This window comes from Actinomadura sp. SCN-SB, assembly GCF_043906805.1.
Taxonomy (GTDB): domain Bacteria; phylum Actinomycetota; class Actinomycetes; order Streptosporangiales; family Streptosporangiaceae; genus Spirillospora.
This window is the reverse complement of the sequence record NZ_JBIMPP010000020.1, coordinates 1-17,114: the sequence shown is the minus strand read 5'-3', so window position 1 is coordinate 17,114 and position 17,114 is coordinate 1. Positions and strand designations below refer to the sequence as shown.

13 protein-coding genes are annotated in these 17,114 nt (G+C 73.2%); 8 read left to right on the top strand and 5 right to left on the bottom strand.

What is annotated here, in order from left to right:
• Nucleotides 1-13: 13 nt before the first annotated feature.
• On the bottom strand, nt 14-2,041 hold the full coding sequence (locus ACGWYJ_RS15535; protein ID WP_395106674.1) for an alpha-1,4-glucan--maltose-1-phosphate maltosyltransferase: 2,028 nt from the start codon (nt 2,039-2,041) through the stop codon (nt 14-16).
• A gap of 412 nt (nt 2,042-2,453) precedes the next feature.
• Between ACGWYJ_RS15535 and ACGWYJ_RS15530 the strand changes: the two genes are divergently transcribed.
• Nucleotides 2,454-3,044 carry a hypothetical protein gene (locus tag ACGWYJ_RS15530; protein ID WP_395106673.1) on the top strand — a complete coding sequence of 197 codons (591 nt, stop codon included), beginning with the start codon at nt 2,454-2,456 and terminating at the stop codon, nt 3,042-3,044.
• Complete coding sequence (gene glgP / locus ACGWYJ_RS15525; protein ID WP_395106672.1) at nt 2,983-5,655, top strand: alpha-glucan family phosphorylase; 2,673 nt, start codon at nt 2,983-2,985, stop codon at nt 5,653-5,655. The genes ACGWYJ_RS15530 and glgP overlap by 62 nt, the downstream gene beginning before the upstream one ends.
• A 3-nt stretch (nt 5,656-5,658) precedes the next feature.
• Here the strand turns inward: glgP and ACGWYJ_RS15520 are convergent, their stop codons facing one another.
• The 4 genes from ACGWYJ_RS15520 to ACGWYJ_RS15505 form a co-directional block, all read right to left on the bottom strand.
• On the bottom strand, nt 5,659-6,237 hold the full coding sequence (locus ACGWYJ_RS15520; protein ID WP_395106671.1) for a hypothetical protein: 579 nt from the start codon (nt 6,235-6,237) through the stop codon (nt 5,659-5,661).
• Nucleotides 6,238-6,268: 31 nt separating this feature from the next.
• Nucleotides 6,269-6,517 (bottom strand): helix-turn-helix transcriptional regulator, encoded by a 249-nt coding sequence (locus ACGWYJ_RS15515; RefSeq protein WP_395106670.1) that lies wholly within the window; start codon nt 6,515-6,517, stop codon nt 6,269-6,271.
• Nucleotides 6,518-6,644: 127 nt separating this feature from the next.
• Complete coding sequence (locus tag ACGWYJ_RS15510) at nt 6,645-7,463, bottom strand: SWIM zinc finger family protein (protein WP_395106669.1); 819 nt, start codon at nt 7,461-7,463, stop codon at nt 6,645-6,647.
• A 43-nt stretch (nt 7,464-7,506) separates the two neighbouring features.
• A complete protein-coding gene (locus ACGWYJ_RS15505; protein ID WP_395106668.1) occupies nt 7,507-10,497 on the bottom strand; it encodes an SNF2-related protein in 2,991 nt (996 codons plus the stop codon).
• Between the two features lie 155 nt (nt 10,498-10,652).
• Between ACGWYJ_RS15505 and ACGWYJ_RS15500 the strand changes: the two genes are divergently transcribed.
• The 6 genes from ACGWYJ_RS15500 to ACGWYJ_RS15475 form a co-directional block, all read left to right on the top strand.
• Nucleotides 10,653-11,432: an enoyl-CoA hydratase/isomerase family protein gene (locus ACGWYJ_RS15500; protein WP_395106667.1), complete on the top strand. Its 780-nt coding sequence runs from the start codon at nt 10,653-10,655 to the stop codon at nt 11,430-11,432.
• A 107-nt stretch (nt 11,433-11,539) separates the two neighbouring features.
• Nucleotides 11,540-12,307, top strand: a complete 768-nt coding sequence (locus ACGWYJ_RS15495) for an SDR family NAD(P)-dependent oxidoreductase (RefSeq protein WP_395106666.1) — start codon at nt 11,540-11,542, stop codon at nt 12,305-12,307.
• A gap of 57 nt (nt 12,308-12,364) precedes the next feature.
• The gene (locus ACGWYJ_RS15490) at nt 12,365-13,219 is read left to right on the top strand and encodes a serine/threonine-protein kinase (RefSeq protein ID WP_395106665.1); all 855 of its coding nucleotides are present in this window, start codon (nt 12,365-12,367) and stop codon (nt 13,217-13,219) included.
• Nucleotides 13,220-13,251: 32 nt separating this feature from the next.
• The gene (locus tag ACGWYJ_RS15485) at nt 13,252-15,222 is read left to right on the top strand and encodes a serine/threonine-protein kinase (protein ID WP_395106664.1); all 1,971 of its coding nucleotides are present in this window, start codon (nt 13,252-13,254) and stop codon (nt 15,220-15,222) included.
• Nucleotides 15,223-15,470: 248 nt separating this feature from the next.
• Nucleotides 15,471-16,250, top strand: a complete 780-nt coding sequence (locus ACGWYJ_RS15480) for an electron transfer flavoprotein subunit beta/FixA family protein (RefSeq protein ID WP_395106663.1) — start codon at nt 15,471-15,473, stop codon at nt 16,248-16,250.
• A gap of 22 nt (nt 16,251-16,272) precedes the next feature.
• On the top strand, nt 16,273-17,114 hold an 842-nt coding region (locus ACGWYJ_RS15475), incomplete at its 3' end, for an electron transfer flavoprotein subunit alpha/FixB family protein (RefSeq protein WP_395106662.1).

The window sequence follows — 17,114 nt, the reverse complement described above, 5'->3', positions numbered from 1 at the left end:
CGCGTCGTTCAACTCATGCCTCTTCGTCTCTGCGGAGCGTGAGGATGTGGGCCGGCCGCTCGTGCGGGTCGAGGCGCACGTAGTTGGACCGGCCCCAGTGGTAGGTCTCGCCGGACAGCTCGTCCACGACCTCGAAGCCGTGGGCGTCCTCCGGCAGGCCGAGCGCGGGCAGGTCGAGGTGGACGGTCGCCTCGCGCACCTGGTGGGGGTTGAGGTTGACCACGGTCAGCACCACGTCGTCGAGCCCGGTCAGCGGGGCGGGATCACCGGGGGCGCCGGGCGAGTACGGGCCGTGGGCCTTGGAGAAGGCGATCAGCTCGGGCTGGTCCGGGAAGTGGAACCGCAGGGTGCGCAGCGTCTGGAGGGCGGGGTGCGCGCGGCGCAGCTCGTTCAGCCGGGTGATGAGCGGCGCGATGCTGCGTCCCTCCCGTTCGGCGGTCTCCCAGTCGCGCGGCCTGAACTGGTACTTCTCCGAGTCCCTGTACTCCTCGCCGCCCGGCCGCAGCGGGACGTTCTCGATCAGCTCGTACCCGGAGTACACGCCCCAGGTGGGGGAGAGCGTCGCGGCCAGCACCGCCCGGATCTCGAACGCGGCGCGGCCCCCGTGCACCAGGTACTCGTTGAGGATGTCGGGGGTGTTGACGAAGCAGTTGGGCCGCATGTACTTGGCGGCGTCCCCGGACAGCTCACGGAAGTACTCCTCCAGCTCCTCCCGAGAGTTCCGCCAGGTGAAGTACGTGTAGGACTGGTGGAACCCGATCTTGGCGAGGGTGTGCATCATCGCGGGCCTGGTGAACGCCTCGGCCAGGAACAGCACGTCGGGATCGGTGTCCGCGACCTCCGCCAGCAGCCGCTCCCAGAACCGGACGGGCTTGGTGTGCGGGTTGTCCACCCGGAAGATCCGCACCCCGTGGTCCATCCAGTGCCGGACGATCCGCAGCACCTCCCGGTAGATGCCCTCCGGGTCGTTGTCGAAGTTCAGGGGGTAGATGTCCTGGTACTTCTTCGGCGGGTTCTCGGCGTAGGCGATCGTCCCGTCCGCGCGGGTGGTGAACCACTCGGGATGCGACCGCACCCACGGATGGTCGGGAGAGCACTGGAGGGCGAGGTCGAGCGCGACCTCCAGGCCCAGGTCGGCGGCGTGGGACACGAAGGCGTCGAAGTCGTCCAGCGTCCCCAGCTCGGGATGGACGGCGTCGTGCCCGCCCTCCTCGGAGCCGATCGCCCACGGCGACCCCGGGTCGTACGGGCCGGCGTCCAGCGTGTTGTTCGGGCCCTTGCGGAACGTGCGGCCGATGGGGTGGATCGGCGGCAGGTACACCACGTCGAAACCCATGCCGGCGATCGCGGGAAGCCGTTTCATCGCGGTGCGGAACGTTCCGGACATCGGGCCTCGGCGCCCCATCGGGTCGAACGACGCGCCCTCCGAACGCGGGAAGAACTCGTACCACGACCCGTACAGCGCCCGTTCCCTGTGGACGACCAGCGGCAGCCACTCGGTCGTGGTGAGCAGGTCGCGCAGGGGGTAGCGCCGCTCCAAGTCGAGCACGTCGGGATGGCGGGCGGCGTCCATGCGGTCGGCCACGGCGACCGTGTCGTCGGCCAGCGTCTCCGCGAGCCGCGCGAACGTGGGCCGGTGGACGGCGGGCAGGCCCTCGGCGGCGCGGGCGAACAGCAGCGACCCCTCGGCCAGCATCAGCTCCACGTCCTGGCCGCGCGGCACCTTGATCTCCGCGTCGTGCCGCCAGTGCGCGATCGGGTCGCCCCACGCCTCGACCCGGAAGTGCCACAGGCCGGGCTCGGTCGCCGCGACCGGCGCGGCCCACCGGTCCAGGCCGGGCGCGACCTCCCGCATCCGCACGGGCCGGCCGACCGACCCGTCCGGGGCGCGCAGCACGACCTCGGCGCCGAACATCTCGTGGCCCTCGCGGAAGACGGTCGCGCTGACGTCGAACGTCTCCCCGACGACCGCCTTGGCGGGCCAGTCGCCGCAGCCCACCCGGGGCTCGACATCGAGAATGGGAATGCGGCCGAGTCTCACGCCGTGCGCCGCTTCCGGCGCGGCGGGCCGGTCGGACCCGGTGGGCGGCGTTCCGGGCGCGCGCCGGTCCCCGCTCCCGGGTCGCTGCCGGTCAGGGGCCTGCCCAGAGCTTCCTTTCGCGGTTCGGCTGGCGGACGTTCCGGACCTGACCTGCATGCGCCATCCCCTACCCGGTTGTCGATTCCAAAACGTGATGCCCGGGATCGCGCGCCTACCGTCATGGAGGTTGCGAGAACTTTGCGCCACGGGGGAGGTGGCTACCGCTCACCCCTGGTTTTGTGGGTTTCCGGGGGGTTTCGGGGGAGTTGCTGACCGGCTCTGGTCAGCGGCCCGCGAACCCCGCGAGGACGCGGCGCGTCGTTCCTGGCGTGCCCGGTTACGTGCCCGTCGAGGCGATATGGGGGCGCGGCCTGTGGGTGCTGGCGGCCTGGTCCTCGCGCTCGCGGCGTGGCGCCCGCTGGTGCGCCGCGCCGGCTGGGCGCCATGGCCGACGCTCGCGCTCACGGTGTGGGTGGCGCTCGTCGTGTCGGTGACGTCGCCGAGGTCCGCCGACCCGGGGGCGGCCGCCCGGCTCGGCGCCTGCGTGAGCGACCCCGTCGCCGACATCGCCTGGTCGATAGCGATCTTCGGCACCCGCGGCATGGAGGACGTGATGAACGTCGGGCTGTGGGTGCCGTGCGGGCTGCTCGGCGTGCTGGCGACCCGCCGGGCCGTCGCCGCGCCCGCGCTGATCGCCGCCGGGTTCGTGGTGGTCGAGCTGTCGCAGTCGCTCGACGCCGGGCGCTGGTGGTGGCCGCCGGGGCGCTGGCCGCGGTGGTGCCGCGGCGGTGGAGCACATCGGGTGATATCGGCGGAGATGGGGACAGTGACCCGGCGGTCGGGTGATCCCTACCGTCGCGCCGCTCGCGATCAGCGGCCTGTGTTGTCTAGCGTGACGGTACGTGAAGGCCATACGACGATTCACCGTCCGCACCGTTCTGCCGGAGCCGCTGCGCGGGCTTGAGGAACTGATCCACAACCTGCGCTGGTCCTGGCATCACGAGACCCTCGACCTGTTCCGCTCGGTCGACCCCGCGCTGTGGGAGGCCGTCGGTCACGACCCGGTGCGGCTGCTGGGCGAGATCTCGCCCGAACGGCTCGCGTCGTTGTCCCGGGACCGGCGGTTCCTGCGGCGCCTGCAGAACGCCACCGAGGAGCTGCACGACTACCTGACCGCGCCGCGCTGGTACCAGGGACTGGCGGAGCGCGACGCGGACGTCGCGCCGCCTTCGTCCATCGCCTACTTCTCGCCCGAGTACGGGATCGCCGCCGCGCTGCCGCAGTACTCCGGCGGCCTCGGCATCCTGGCCGGCGACCACCTCAAGACCGCCGGCGACATGGGCGTGCCGATCATCGCCGTGGGGCTGCTGTACCGGCACGGCTACTTCTCCCAGTCGCTGTCGCCGGACGGCTGGCAGCTTGAGCACTACCCGGCGATCGACCCCAACGGGCTGCCGCTGCGGCTGCTGCGCCACGCCGACGGCCGTCCCGTCCACATCACCATCGGGATGCCTCCGGGCGCGGGACGCGGCGGCGACCTGCGCGCCCAGGTGTGGCTCGCCCAGGTCGGCCGTGTCCCGCAACTGCTGCTCGACTCGGACGTGGAGGAGAACGACCAGGCCACCCGCGACATCACCGACCGGCTGTACGGGGGCGGCGGCGACCACCGGCTGCTCCAGGAGATGCTGCTGGGCATCGGCGGTGTCCGCGCCATCCGCGCGTACTGCGAGATCACCGGCCATCCGGCGCCCGAGGTGTTCCACACCAACGAGGGCCACGCCGGGTTCCTCGGCCTGGAGCGCATCCGCGAGCTGGTGTCGGAGCACGGGCTGACCTTCGACGAGGCGCTGGAGGCCGTGCGGGCGGGCACGGTCTTCACCACCCACACGCCCGTCCCCGCCGGCATCGACCGGTTCCCGCGCGAGCTGATCCAGCGGTACTTCGGCGGCTCCGGCGAGGAGCCGGATGGTCCTTCGGGCGGAGCCCGGGGGGTCTGGGGGGCCGGCGGCTCGGACGTGCCGGTCGAGCGGATCCTGGAGCTGGGCGCCGAGACCTACCCGGGCGGCGACCGGACCATGTTCAACATGGCCGTCATGGGGATGCGGCTCGCGCAGCGGGTGAACGGCGTCAGCGAGCTGCACGGGCGGGTCAGCCGGGAGATGTTCGGCGGGCTCTGGGGCGGCTTCGACACCTGGGAGGTGCCGATCGGCTCCATCACCAACGGCGTGCACGCGGGCACCTGGGTGGCGCGCGAGATGTTCGACCTGGCCGCCCGGGAGGTGCCGTCCGTCGTCGAGACCGGCCGCGGCTGGGACGCGGTGCGCGCCGTGCCGCCGGGCGACGTGTGGCGGGTCCGCCGCGTGCTGCGGGAACGGCTCGTCCACGACACGCGGCGGCGCCTGCGTGAGTCGTGGCGGGCGCGCGGCGCGAGCGAGGCGGAGGTGGCCTGGATCGACGACGTCCTCGACCCGGACGTGCTGACGATCGGGTTCGCCCGGCGCGTCCCGTCCTACAAGCGGCTCACGCTGATGCTGCGCGACCCCGACCGGCTGCGGGCGCTGCTGCTCGACCCCGAGCGCCCCGTGCAGATCGTGATCGCGGGCAAGGCGCACCCGGCGGACGAGGGCGGCAAGCGGCTCATCCAGGAGATCGTCCGGTTCTCCGACGGCGAGGACGTGCGGCACCGCATCGTGTTCCTGCCCGACTACGACATCGACCTCGCCCGCGTCCTGGTGCAGGGCTGCGACGTCTGGCTGAACAACCCGCTGCGGCCCCTGGAGGCGTCCGGCACGTCCGGCATGAAGGCCGCGCTGAACGGCGCGCTCAACCTGTCCATCCGGGACGGCTGGTGGGACGAGTGGTACGACGGGCAGAACGGCTGGGCGATCCCGTCGGCCGACGGCCTGGCCGCCCCGGACCGCAGGGACGCGCTGGAGGCCGCCGCCCTGTACGACCTGATCCAGGACCATGTCGCGGTCACCTTCTACGACCGCGACTCGGCGGGGTTGCCACGCCGTTGGCTGGAGATGGTCGAGCACACCATCGCCACTCTCGGCCCCAAGGTGCTGGCCACCCGGATGCTGCGCGACTACGTGGAGAAGTACTACCTGCCGGCCGCGGCGTCCGCCCGGGCCATGTCCGCCGGCGGGTACGAGGGCGCCCGCTCCCTGGCCGCCTGGAAGCAGAAGGTCGCCAAGGCGTGGCCCGCGGTGGCGGTCGAGCATGTGGAGACCGCCGGCGACGAGAGCCCGCACGTCGGCGCCCGGCTGTCGGTGCGGGTGGTGGTCGAGCTGGGCGACCTCGACCCGTCGGACGTCACGGTGGAGGCGGTGTACGGACGGGTGGACGAGTCCGACTCCCTGATCGAACCGTCCTATCTGGAGCTCACCGGCGGCGAGCCGGTCGACGGGGGCGGGCGCCGCTACGTGGGGGAGGTTCCGCTGGACCGCAGTGGCGCGTTCGGCTACAGCGTCCGCGTCCTGCCCCGCCACCCGCTGCTGCCGGGCCGCGCCGAAATGGGCCTGGTGGCCGTGCCCCCGGCCCCGGTGGGCATGACGAACGGCGACCTGCGCTGAGCGCTACACCCGGGCCGGCCGCTCCTCGTCCCTGTCCTCGCCGTACTCGTCATCGTCGGCGGGCGGCGGGTCCGGCAGCCTCCAGGCGGCGGCCAGCAGCGGCAGTGCCCACACCGTGACCAGGAGCGCGAAGAACAGCAGCGTCAGGGCGGCGCTGCCCAGATCCGTGACGTCCTCCCGCGAGCCTGCCGGCAGTGCCGGCGTGACGGCGAAGTAGGCGACGAACAGCAGCAGCAGCGTCAGCTTGTGGGCCACGGCGTGGGCGCGCAGCCGCTCCTTGGCCTGCCGTTCGTCCAGCAGGTGTTCCGGCAGGCCGATCGTGCCGCGGGTGCTCAGCGCCAGCGCGTACCAGACCCAGGCCCCGGCCGTGCCCAGGATCGCGAGGATCACGAAACAGGTGACCATCGCGGCGGTGCTGGGCGCCAGGACCCACGACACCGCCGTGTTCACCCACAGCAGCCCCACCAGCCCGGCGCCCGCGGCCACCAGGCGGCGCCGCCCGGCGCGGCCGGCGTAGCGGGCGGGCGGCTCCTGCGCGTACGCCTTCAGCAGCCTCTCCTCGCGCTTGTTGCGAGGTTCCATTCCGTGCTCCTCTCCGTGCTCCGCCGCCATGTCACGCCCGTTCCGCGGGCGCGCCGAGGCGAGGGAAGGGCGTCAGCGAGAAGACGACCTCGACCGGCACCTCGAAGTAGGCGGCGATCCGCAGCGCCAGGTGCAGGCTCGGGCTGTACTCGCCGCGCTCCAGGTAACCCACCGTCTGGTAGTGGACGCCGAGCGCGGTGGCCAGCTGGCGCCGCGACACGCCCCGCTCGGCCCGCAGCACGGCGATCCGGTTGTGGACGAGTTCCTTGTCCGTAGACACCGCCGTCGCCCCTCTCTGGAGTACAACTGCTGTAGAAGATAGCAGAAGTACTACATTCCATCGCAACATCATGATGAGCGATCGCAGGATCATGACAGGGTGCCGGGCCCTGGCGAGCGCGCGCCGATCAGCCCTCCGGATCGGGACGGTGCTCGGCGGCGAGGGCCTCGTAGGCGGGGGCGAGGACGTCCGCGAGCGGCCTGCGGCGCACCTTGATCGGGGGAGGCGCGGCCACGCGCAGGACGAAGCCGGGCGGCACGGGCGGGGCGGGACGCCGGCTCCGCAGGCCCGCCAGGCCGGACGGAGGCGTCCAGAAACCGGCGGCCGTCAGCGGCTCGGGCTCCATCTCCAGCGGGTCGGGCGCCGCGCCGGGCTTGCGCCGCAACGCGGCCAGCAGCCGTTCCTTGGTGCGGCCGTTCCACGCCAGGATCAGGAAGGGGTCGTCGTCGAACGCCTCCGCCAGCAGGTACAGGACGGCCGCGGCGTGCTTGCACGGGTCGCCCCAGTCGGGGCAGCTGCACATCATGTGGAGGTCTTCCGCGGAGCCGGGGAACAGCGTCAGGCCCAGCTCGGCGAACACCCACTCGATCTCCGGGGGCATCTCGCCCGCCAGCAGCCGGGCACGGAACACCGCCCGCGAGGCCAGCTCCTCCTCGGCCCTGCGCCACCCCGACTCGGGGATCGCCTCGATGTTCAGCGTCACCTCGTAGGGCTCCTCGACCGAGCCCTGCACGCGGGCGGACACCTCGTACCGCTCGACGCGCAGATCGATCACCTGGCCCTTGCGGGCGTAGGCGCGTCCCCGCGCCATCCGTCCCGCGTCCGCGAACGACTCGACCAGGTCGATGAACCGCCGCGACCACCATTGCGCGCCGATCGGGCCGCGCCGCGTCCGCGCCTTGATGCCGTCCGCCTCGATCGGCGGCCTCCACAGGGAGCCGTCCATCAGCGCGCCTCCCGGCGGGACGGCCGTCCGGATCCGCCCGGGGTCATCGGCTCACCGCCTCCGGCGACAGCCGCAGCACGTCGCGCAGTTCCGCGACCGACAGCTCGGTGAGCCACTCCTCGCCGGTGCCGACGATCGACTCCGCGAGGGCCTTCTTGCGCTCGATCATCTCGTCCACCCGCTCCTCCATGGTGCCGACGCAGATGAACTTGCGGACCTGGACGTTGCGGGTCTGCCCGATGCGGAACGCGCGGTCGGTCGCCTGGTCCTCGACCGCGGGGTTCCACCAGCGGTCGACGTGCACCACGTGGTTGGCGGCCGTGAGCGTCAGCCCGGTGCCCGCCGCCTTCAGCGACAGCAGGAAGATCGACGGCTCGGCGTCCTCCTGGAAGCGCCGCACCAGCTCGTCCCGTTCGGCCCTCGACGTGCCGCCGTGCAGCCACAGCACCGGGCGTTCGAGCCGGGCCTCCAGGTAGGGCCGCAGCATCGTCCCGAACTCCGCGTACTGCGTGAACACCAGGGCCTTCTCGCCCTGCTCCAGGATCTCCGCGCAGATCTCCTCCAGCCGCTCCAGCTTGCCGGAGCGGCCGGGCAGCCGGGACCCGTCCTTCAGCAGGTGGGCGGGGTGGTTGCAGACCTGCTTGAGCTTGGCCATGGTCGCCAGCACCAGCCCGCGCCGCTGCCCCTCGTCGCTCTCGGCGATCTGGGCGAGCATGTCGTCCAGCGTCGCCTGGTAGAGCGACGCCTGCTCGGTGGTGAGGTTGCAGTAGACCTTGATCTCCTGCTTCTCCGGCAGATCCGAGATGATCGACCTATCGGTCTTGAGGCGGCGCAGGACGAACGGCCCGGTCGCCCGGCGCAGCGCCATCGCCGCCCGCTCGTCGCCCTCCCGCTCGATCGGCACGGCGAACCGCTCGCGGAACGCCCGCCGCGGCCCCAGCAGGCCCGGATTGGCGAACTCCATGATCGACCACAGCTCGGTGAGATGGTTCTCCACCGGCGTCCCGGTCAGCGCGATCCGCGTCCGCGCCGGGATGCTCCGCACGGCGCGGGCCTGCCGCGTCCCGCTGTTCTTGAGCGCCTGCGCCTCGTCGCACACCACCCGGCGCCAGCCGACGCGGGCCAGGGACTCGGCGTCCCGCGCCGCCGTCCCGTACGTGGTGAGGACCAGGTCGGCCCGTCCGGCGGCCTCCACCAGCCGGTCGTCGCGGTGCCGGCCCGTGCCGTGGTGGACGTACACGCGCAGCTTGGGCGTGAACCGCGCCGCCTCCCGCTGCCAGTTCCCGACGAGCGACATCGGGACGATCGCCAGCGTCGGGCCGGGCTCGCCGCCGTCCCGCCGCTCGTGGACGAGCAGCGACAGGACCGAGAGCGTCTTGCCCAGCCCCATGTCGTCGGCCAGCAGCGCGCCCAGCCCGAGCCCGTCCATGAACGCCAGCCAGGCCAGGCCGCGCTCCTGGTACGGGCGCAGCCGCGCCTCCACCCCCGAGGGGGTCGGGATCGGGACGAGGCGGCGGTCGGACTCGCCGCTGAGCAGGTCCCCGAAGGTGCCGTCGGCGTCCACCTCGGTGAGGGGAAGGTCCTCGTCGCCCGCGTGGATCACCGCGCGCATCGCCTCGGCGGCGGTCATGGCGCCGTGGCGCGGGCGGCGCAGGAAGTCGAGCGCGGCCTGGAGCTGCCGCTCGTCCAGCTCGACCCACCGGCCGCGCAGCCGCACGAGCGGGGTCTTGAGACGGGCCAGCTCCTCCAGTTCGGCCTCGTCGACGGTGTCGTCGCCGATCGCCAGGTCCCAGCGGAAGTCGACCATGCCCTTCAGGTCGAAGCCCGACGAGACGGCGGCGCCGGAGCCCTCGCCGTCCTGGGAGCGGGTGGTGAGCTTCATGCCGAGCCTGGCCTTGCCCGCCCACTGGGGGAGCAGGACGCCGAACCCGGCGGCCGACAGCAGCGGCGCCGCCTGCCGCAGGAACCGGAACGCGCCCGCGGTGTCGAGACGCAGCTCGGACGGGGTCGGTGTGTCCAGCGCCGGCCCGAGGTCGGGGAAGAGGCGCAGCGCGCGGCCCAGCCCGGCGAGCAGGGTCTCCTCGGCGTCGGCGACCGAGGCGGCCTCCCCGGCCCACATCATCGCGGCCGGCACGTACAGGCTCGGATCCTCGGTGCCCTGGAGGGCGAACTCGACCCGCCAGGTCTCGGCGTCCTCCTCCGGCTCCGGCTCGGCCAGCCGGAAGCAGACGCGCAGCGGGCCGCCGGGGCGGCGCGCGGCGGCGGCCCAGGCGTCCAGCTCGGCGATCAGGTCGTCGGGATCGTCGCCCGGCTCGCGCGCCACCGCCGGGGACGGGCCGGTGAGGGCCTCCACCCAGCGCTCGGCGAGCGGCAGCAGGTCGGGGACCCGGCCGCGCCTGGGCGGCAGCAGCGGGTGCGGGACGGTGCCGCGCACGACCGTGTCGACCAGCCCGCACAGGGCCTCGCGCAGCACGTCGGCGGCGGGCCGTCCCCCGTCGGCGGCGCGGCACGCGGACGGCATGGCCCGCACCAGTTCCCGCAGCCGGGCCGCGTCGTCGAGGACGGGGCGCCAGCGCGCGACCAGATCGCCGTCCTCGCGCAGCAGGGCCGGCAGCACCCGCCCGCGCTCCGCGAGGTGGACGGCCTCGTCCGCCAGCAGGCACAGGAACCGCAGGTCCGACCCGGGCACCACGTCGCCCGCGTCCTCGGCCGCCTGGAGCAGCGCCATCGCCGGGAACGGCTCCAGGACCAGCGCGGGCACGCGCCACTCGCGCAGCTCCGGCTCGCCCATGCCGGGCCGTGACCCGAGCTCGGCGGACGGGCACGGCCGGCCGCCCGCGGTCGGGAGCGTCATCGCCAGCTCGACCCGTGCCGCACCTCTCACAAGGGGCTCGTACGACGTGCCGGAGAAGTCCCGCGTCGCGAACGGATGGGCCGGGAGCGGCTCGGATCCGTCACCGGGGCGGTAGGGGCCGGTGCGTTCGGCCCACACGCACAACGCCCCGTAATGCCAGGTGGCGTGCGCGACGAGCATGAAAGGAGTCCCCCGGACGGACTGTTGAGACGGCCGCTCCAGAAGCTACCAGTGGGGTCTGACAGCCTCCGGCGGGCAGGGGGAGGCTAGGCTCTGGTGGTTGCCTGTAGCGGTGGTCGCCTGCAGGGGTACGGAGCGGACTTGTGGAGGGCGCCGTGGAGTTCGTACGGGTCGAGGTGGCGGACGGGATCGGGACGATCCGGCTTGACCGGCCGAAGATGAACGCCCTCAACGCGCAGATGCAGCGCGAGCTGATCGAGGCGTCCCGCGAGGTCACCCAGGACGACCAGGTCAGCGCGGTCATCCTCTACGGCGGCGAGAAGGTGTTCGCGGCGGGCGCGGACATCAAGGAGATGGCCGAAATGTCGTACGCGGAGATGGCCGGCATGCACTCCCGCCTGCTCCAGGACTTCGCCAAGGCGCTGGCCGGGATCCCCAAGCCGGTGATCGCCGCGGTCAACGGGTACGCGCTGGGCGGCGGCCTGGAGGTCGCGCTGTGCGCCGACTTCCGGGTGGCGGGCGAGGGCGCCAAGGTGGGCCAGCCGGAGATCCAGCTCGGCATCATCCCGGGCGCGGGCGGCACCCAGCGGCTCTCCCGGCTGATCGGCCCGGCCCGCGCGAAGGACCTGGTCTTCTCGGGACGGCACGTGCCCGCGTCCGAGGCCCTGGAGATCGGCCTGGTCGACAAGGTGGTGCCGGACGCCGAGGTCTACGCCGCCGCGAGGGAGTGGGCGGCCCGGTTCGTCGGCGGCCCCGCGATCGCGCTGCGCGCCGCCAAGCAGGCCATCGACGCGGGCTGGGAGGTCGATCTGGGCACCGCCCTGGAGATCGAGCGCACCCAGTTCGCCGCCCTGTTCTCCACCGAGGACCAGAAGAACGGCATGCGCAGCTTCATCGAGGAAGGGCCGGGCAAGGCCAGGTTCGCGGGCCGCTGACCCCGCCGGAGACCGCCACCACGGGGATCGCGCCGGTCGCGACCGGATCACTGTGATTCGTACGGCGTTGCCCCGGTGAGTGGTTGAAATCGCTAACATCTCGCGCCATGCGACAGGCGTACCGCACCGCGCTGGTCACCGGCGCCTCCAGCGGCATCGGGGAGAGCTTCGCGCGGGCGCTGGCCGGCCGCGGCGCCGACCTGGTGATCGTGGCCCGGCGGGCCGACCGGCTGGACGAGCTGGCCAGGGAGCTGGTGGAGCGGTACGGGGTCGCGGTGGAGGTGGTCGCGGCCGACCTCACCGACCCGGTCGAACGCGGCGAGGTGGAGCGGCGGCTGCGCGAGGACCCGGTGGAGCTGCTGGTCAACAACGCCGGGTACGGGGCGTTCGGCGCGTTCGCCGAGGCGGCGCTGGACGACCAGCTCCGCCAGATCGAGCTGAACGTGGTCGCGCTGGTGCGGCTCACCCGCGCCGCGCTGCCCTCGATGGTGGAGCGGGGACGCGGTGGCGTGCTGAACGTGGCGTCGATGGCCGCGTTCGCCCCCTCGCCCGGCAGCGCCACCTACGGCGCGACCAAGGCGTACGTGGCGGCGTTCTCCGAGAGCGTGCACGCCGAGGTGGCGGGCAAGGGCGTGCATGTGACGGCGTTGTGCCCCGGCTTCACCCGTACCGACGAGGAGTCGGAGGCGGGCCTGATGTGGCTGCGCCGCGCCGACGTCGCGCGGGCGGGGCTGGACGCGGTGTCCGCCGGGCGCGCGCTGTGCGTGCCGGGCGCCCAGTACAAGGCGGCGTTCCCGGCGTTGCGGATGCTGCCCAGGCCGCTGCTCAGGGCGGCGGCGAGCCGGATGTGGCACCAGGCCGCCGGCTCCCGGTGATCGATATCACCGGGATCTGACCAGAACGCGAATCCCCTTGGCGGCGTCAAAGGTGGTATGGGGACCCATCGGCGCCTGGGCGGGTATCGGCTGCTGGACGAGATCGGCCGCGGCACCACCTCCGTCGTCCACCTGGGGATGGACCCCACCGGACGTGAGGTCGCCGTCAAGGAGCTGCTTCCGCAGTTCGAGGCCGATCCGGACGGGCGGCGCAGGCTGGCCCGGGAGATGGCGGTGCAGTCCCGGGTGCGCAGCCCCTACGTCGCGCGCCTCCTCGACGGCGAGGTGAACGCCTCCCGCCCGTACGTGGTGATGGAGTACGTGGTGGGCCAGCCGCTGGGCGGGCTGGTGGAGCAGTACGGCCCGTACACGGGCGACCGGCTGTCCAGGCTGGCGCGGCGGCTGGTGCTCGGGCTGGCGGCGGTGCACGACGCGGGCGTCCTGCACCGCGACGTGGCCCCCAAGAACGTGATCGTGCTCGGCGACCGGCCGACGCTGATCGACTTCGGGATCGCGCACGAGGCCGGGGTCGAGCAGGTCACCCGGCCGGGCATCGTGGCGGGCACTCCGGCCTACCTGGCCCCCGAGCTGATCGAGGGGGAGCAGGCCACCCCCGCCTCCGACGTGTTCTCGTGGGCGGCCACCATCGCCTACGCCGCGACCGGGCGCTCCCCGTTCGGGACGGGCTCCCTGCACGGCGTCTGCTTCCGTATTCTGCGTGGGGACGCCGACCTGGCCGGGATCGGCGAGCCGCTGGCCTCGCTGCTTCCGCTGGGGTTGCGGCGCGAACCGTCCCGGCGTCCCACGGCCCGCTGGTTCGCGGGCGCGCTGGCCGACGGCGATCCGGGCGGTCGTCCGGGCGGAGGGTCCGAGGGCGAGGCGACGTCATCCGGGGGAGTGATGGCGGCGTGACCAGTACCGGCGAAGATAGGGTTTCGTAAACGATGAAGGGAGCCGTCACGTCCGAGGACCGTATAGGCCACTACCGCGTCCTGGAGACCCTTGGGGAGGGCGGGATGGGCGTCGTGTACCTCGGCGCCGACCCCGAGGACCGCAAGGTGGCCATCAAGGTGCTGCGGCCCGCCGTCGCGGGCGACGCCACGGCGCGCCGCCGGCTCGCCCGCGAGGTCGACTCGATGCGCCGGGTGCACAGCCCGCACGTCGCCGAGATCCTCGACGCCGACGTCACCGCCGACCGGCCCTACATCGTGACGCAGTACGTGCCGGGCCGCACCCTGGAGGAGGTCGTCGAGGAGGGCGGCCCGATGTACGGGTCCGCGCTGCAGCGGCTGGCGGTGGGGCTGGCCTCGGCGCTGTCGGCCATCCACGGCGCCGGGATCGTGCACCGCGACCTCAAGCCCGGCAACGTGATGCTGGTGGACACCGAGCCGGTCGTCATCGACTTCGGCATCGCGCAGGGCGTGGACGCGACCCGGCTGACCGCGACCGGGATGGTGATCGGCACCCCCGGCTATCTGGCGCCGGAGATCATCGACGGGGAGGACGCGGGCGCGCCGTCGGACGTGCACGCCTGGGCGGGGACGGTCGCCTACGCCGCCACCGGCAGGCCGCCGTTCGGGTCGGGGACCTTCGAGTCCATCTTCTACAAGATCATGTCGGGCACGCCGGACCTGGACGGGGTGCCCGAGGCGCTGATGCCGGTGCTGCGCTCGGCGATGGCCCGCAACCCGGCCGAGCGGCCCACCGCGGTCAACCTGGTGCAGCTCACCAGGAGGATCCACTTCGAGGCGACGCTCACCGACTCGACCCGGGTGGACGACCACTTCACGGTGCCCGACCGCACGTCCCCGCAGCTCACGCCCCAGCCGGAGCCGCGACCGCAGGACCCTCCGCGGACGTTGTCGCTGCCGCCGTCGTCCTCGCAGGACGTGCCGACGCGCGACGACGATCCCTCCGGCACCAGGCTCGACCCGGCGGCCGCGGCGGCCGAGGCGCCCGTCCCGCCGCCGCCCGCGCCCGTCCCCGCGCCCGCGCCGTCCCAGCCCAAGGACTTCAAGGGCCTGCTGCCCCCGGCGGCGCCGCCTCCCGTGCCGCCCCCGGCTCCCGGCCCGTACCAGAGCGGGACGGGCTGGTACGACCAGCAGCAAGGCGCCTACGCCCCGTACCAGCAGCCGCACCAGCCACCGCAGCAGGCGCCCCCCGCGCCCGCGCCCGCACCGGCGCCCGCACCCGCGCCGTACGACCCGTACGGGCGCGGAACGCAGCCGCGTCCCGCCGACCAGTACCGCCCGGCCGAGCGTCCGGGTGAGCGTCCCGGTGACGCGGCGAGTTCCAAGCCCTACGGCTGGTTCCGCGTGCTCGGGTTCATCGTCCTGGTGGCGCTGCTGGGCTTCGCGAACATAGCGCCGCTGCTGGCCGTGGCCGTCACCGTGATCGGCACGCTGGTGCTGCGGATGGGCGACAAGGCCGCGAAGGGCATGGAGAGCAAGCGCACCCGGCGCGGCCCGCGTTCGGGGGACGCGATGGCGGCGGCGTTCAAGGCGCCGCTGCACCTGCCCGGCGCGTTCTTCATGACGCTGCTGCTGGCGTCGCTGGCGAGCCTGGCCGGGCTGGTCCTGCTCGGGGTGCTGATGGCCGCCGACCCCGGCATGTCGGCCTCGCGGGCGATCGCGTACTCGGCGATGGCGGTGATCGTGCTGCTGTGCCTGGCGCCCGGCAGTGGCGCGCCGCGCCGCCAGCTCGCCAGGGTGTGGGGGGCGGTCCTGCCGAACGGGGGCGCGGCGGCGGGCGCCGCCCTGGTCCTCGGGATCTTCGCGGCGGTGCTGGTCGCGCTGTCGCAGCAGCAGCCGCCCGACACCACCCCCTTGGACGGCGCGGGCCAGGACCTGGAGGAGCTGCGGTCCGACATCCGCGACCTGCTCGGCGGGGACCTCATCCCGTACGTGAGCTTCTGAACCGCGCCCCCGCCGGTCCGCTCGTGCCCCGGGCGTGGTTTGGACCGGTGGCTACCGCCGGGTAACATTTGGCCCGCACGGCCGAAACAGGGACCCGGTCACGGCGGCGGGAGCGGGTGTTTGGCAGGCTGTGGAGGCCAAGGTGCCTTGAGTACCGCGTCTCAGTACCGCGTCGGCCCGCCCGGGGCGGCGCCCCTCCGCCGCTCCCCCAAGCGGCCCGAAGAGTGCAGGGAGGTCGGCCACCGGCCATGAACATCGTCGTCCTGGTGAAGCAGGTTCCCGACACCGAGAGCCCGCGCAGGCTCAAGTCCGACGACAGCACGCTCGACCGTGCCGCCGCGGACGGTGTCATCAACGAGCTCGACGAGTACGCCATCGAGGAGGCGCTGCGCGTCAAGGAGGCCCACGGCGGCGAGGTCACCGTCGTCACGATGGGCCCCGACAAGGCGACCGACTCGATCCGCAAGGCACTGGCGATGGGCGCCGACAAGGCCGTCCATCTCGTCGACGACGCCCTGAGCGGCTCCGACGCGCTGCAGACCTCGTACGCCATCCAGCAGGTGCTCGGCCGCACCGGGTTCGACCTGGTGATCCTGGGCTCGGAGTCCACCGACGCGCGCACCGGCGTGCTGGCCGCGATGCTGGCCGAGCGGCTGGGCGTCGCGCAGTTGTCGCTGGCCAACAAGGTCGAGATCGACGGCACCGCCGTCACGATCCAGCGGCAGACCGACTACGGCTTCGACCGCGTCGAGGCGAGCCTGCCCGCGGTGGTCAGCGTCGTGGAGAAGATCAACGAGCCGCGCTACCCGTCCTTCAAGGGGATCATGGCGGCCAAGAAGAAGCCGGTCGAGACGCTGTCGGTCGCCGACGCGGGGATCGACGCGGGTCAGGTCGGCCTGGCGGCGGCCGCGACCGCGGTGGTCGACTTCGCCGAGGCGCCGCCGCGCGAGCAGGGGCAGATCGTCACCGACGAGGGCGACGGCGGCGTGAAGATCGCCGAGTTCCTCGCGTCGAAGAAGTTCGTCTGAGCGGGGAAGGGAAGCACGGACAATGGCTGAGATCCTCGTGCTCGTCGACCAGGTCGACGGTGAGGTCAAGAAGGTCACCCTCGAGCTGCTGACGCTGGCCGGCCGGCTGGGCGAGCCGGCGGCGGTGTGGGTCGGTCCCGGCTACGAGGGCGCCAAGGACAGGCTGGCCGAGCACGGCGCCGCCAAGGTGTACGTGGCCGCGGACGAGGAGCTGACCTCCTACGTCGTCGCGCCCAAGGCGACGCTGCTGGCGAAGCTGGTGAACGAGAAGTCCCCCGCCGCGGTGCTCGTGCCGGCCACCCCGGAGGGCAAGGAGGTCGCGGGGCGGCTCGCGGTCAAGACCGGCTCGGGCGTGCTCACCGACGTCGTGGACGTCGCCGAGGGCTTCGTCGCCGAGCACTCCATCTTCGGCGGCGGCGTCATCGCGCACGCCAAGGTGACGACCGGCACGCCGATCATCGCGGTGCGGCCGAACTCGGTGGCGCCCGAGGCCAACCCGGTGACGCCCGCGGAGGAGCAGGTCTCGGTCGCGCTGTCGGACGCCGACCGGGCCGCGAAGATCGTGGAGCGGGTCGTGCAGGAGAAGGGCGAGCGCCCGGACCTGACCGAGGCCGCGATCGTGGTCTCCGGCGGCCGCGGGGTCGGGGGCGCGGAGAACTTCTCCATCATCGAGGCCCTGGCCGACTCGCTCGGCGGCGCGGTCGGCGCGTCCCGCGCCGCGACCGACGCCGGCTGGTACCCGCACCAGTTCCAGGTGGGCCAGACGGGCAAGACCGTGTCGCCGCAGCTCTACATCGCGGTCGGGATCTCCGGCGCGATCCAGCACCGGGCCGGCATGCAGACCTCCAAGACGATCGTCGCCAT

Coding starts and splice junctions, on each gene's coding strand:
- ACGWYJ_RS15495 (WP_395106666.1), top strand. CDS start 11,540: ATGCGACAGGCGTACCGCACCGCGCTGGTCACCGGCGCCTCCAGCGGC.
- ACGWYJ_RS15505 (WP_395106668.1), bottom strand. CDS start 10,497: ATGCTCGTCGCGCACGCCACCTGGCATTACGGGGCGTTGTGCGTGTGG.
- ACGWYJ_RS15485 (WP_395106664.1), top strand. CDS start 13,252: ATGAAGGGAGCCGTCACGTCCGAGGACCGTATAGGCCACTACCGCGTC.
- ACGWYJ_RS15510 (WP_395106669.1), bottom strand. CDS start 7,463: ATGGACGGCTCCCTGTGGAGGCCGCCGATCGAGGCGGACGGCATCAAG.
- ACGWYJ_RS15520 (WP_395106671.1), bottom strand. CDS start 6,237: ATGGAACCTCGCAACAAGCGCGAGGAGAGGCTGCTGAAGGCGTACGCG.
- ACGWYJ_RS15490 (WP_395106665.1), top strand. CDS start 12,365: ATGGGGACCCATCGGCGCCTGGGCGGGTATCGGCTGCTGGACGAGATC.
- ACGWYJ_RS15480 (WP_395106663.1), top strand. CDS start 15,471: ATGAACATCGTCGTCCTGGTGAAGCAGGTTCCCGACACCGAGAGCCCG.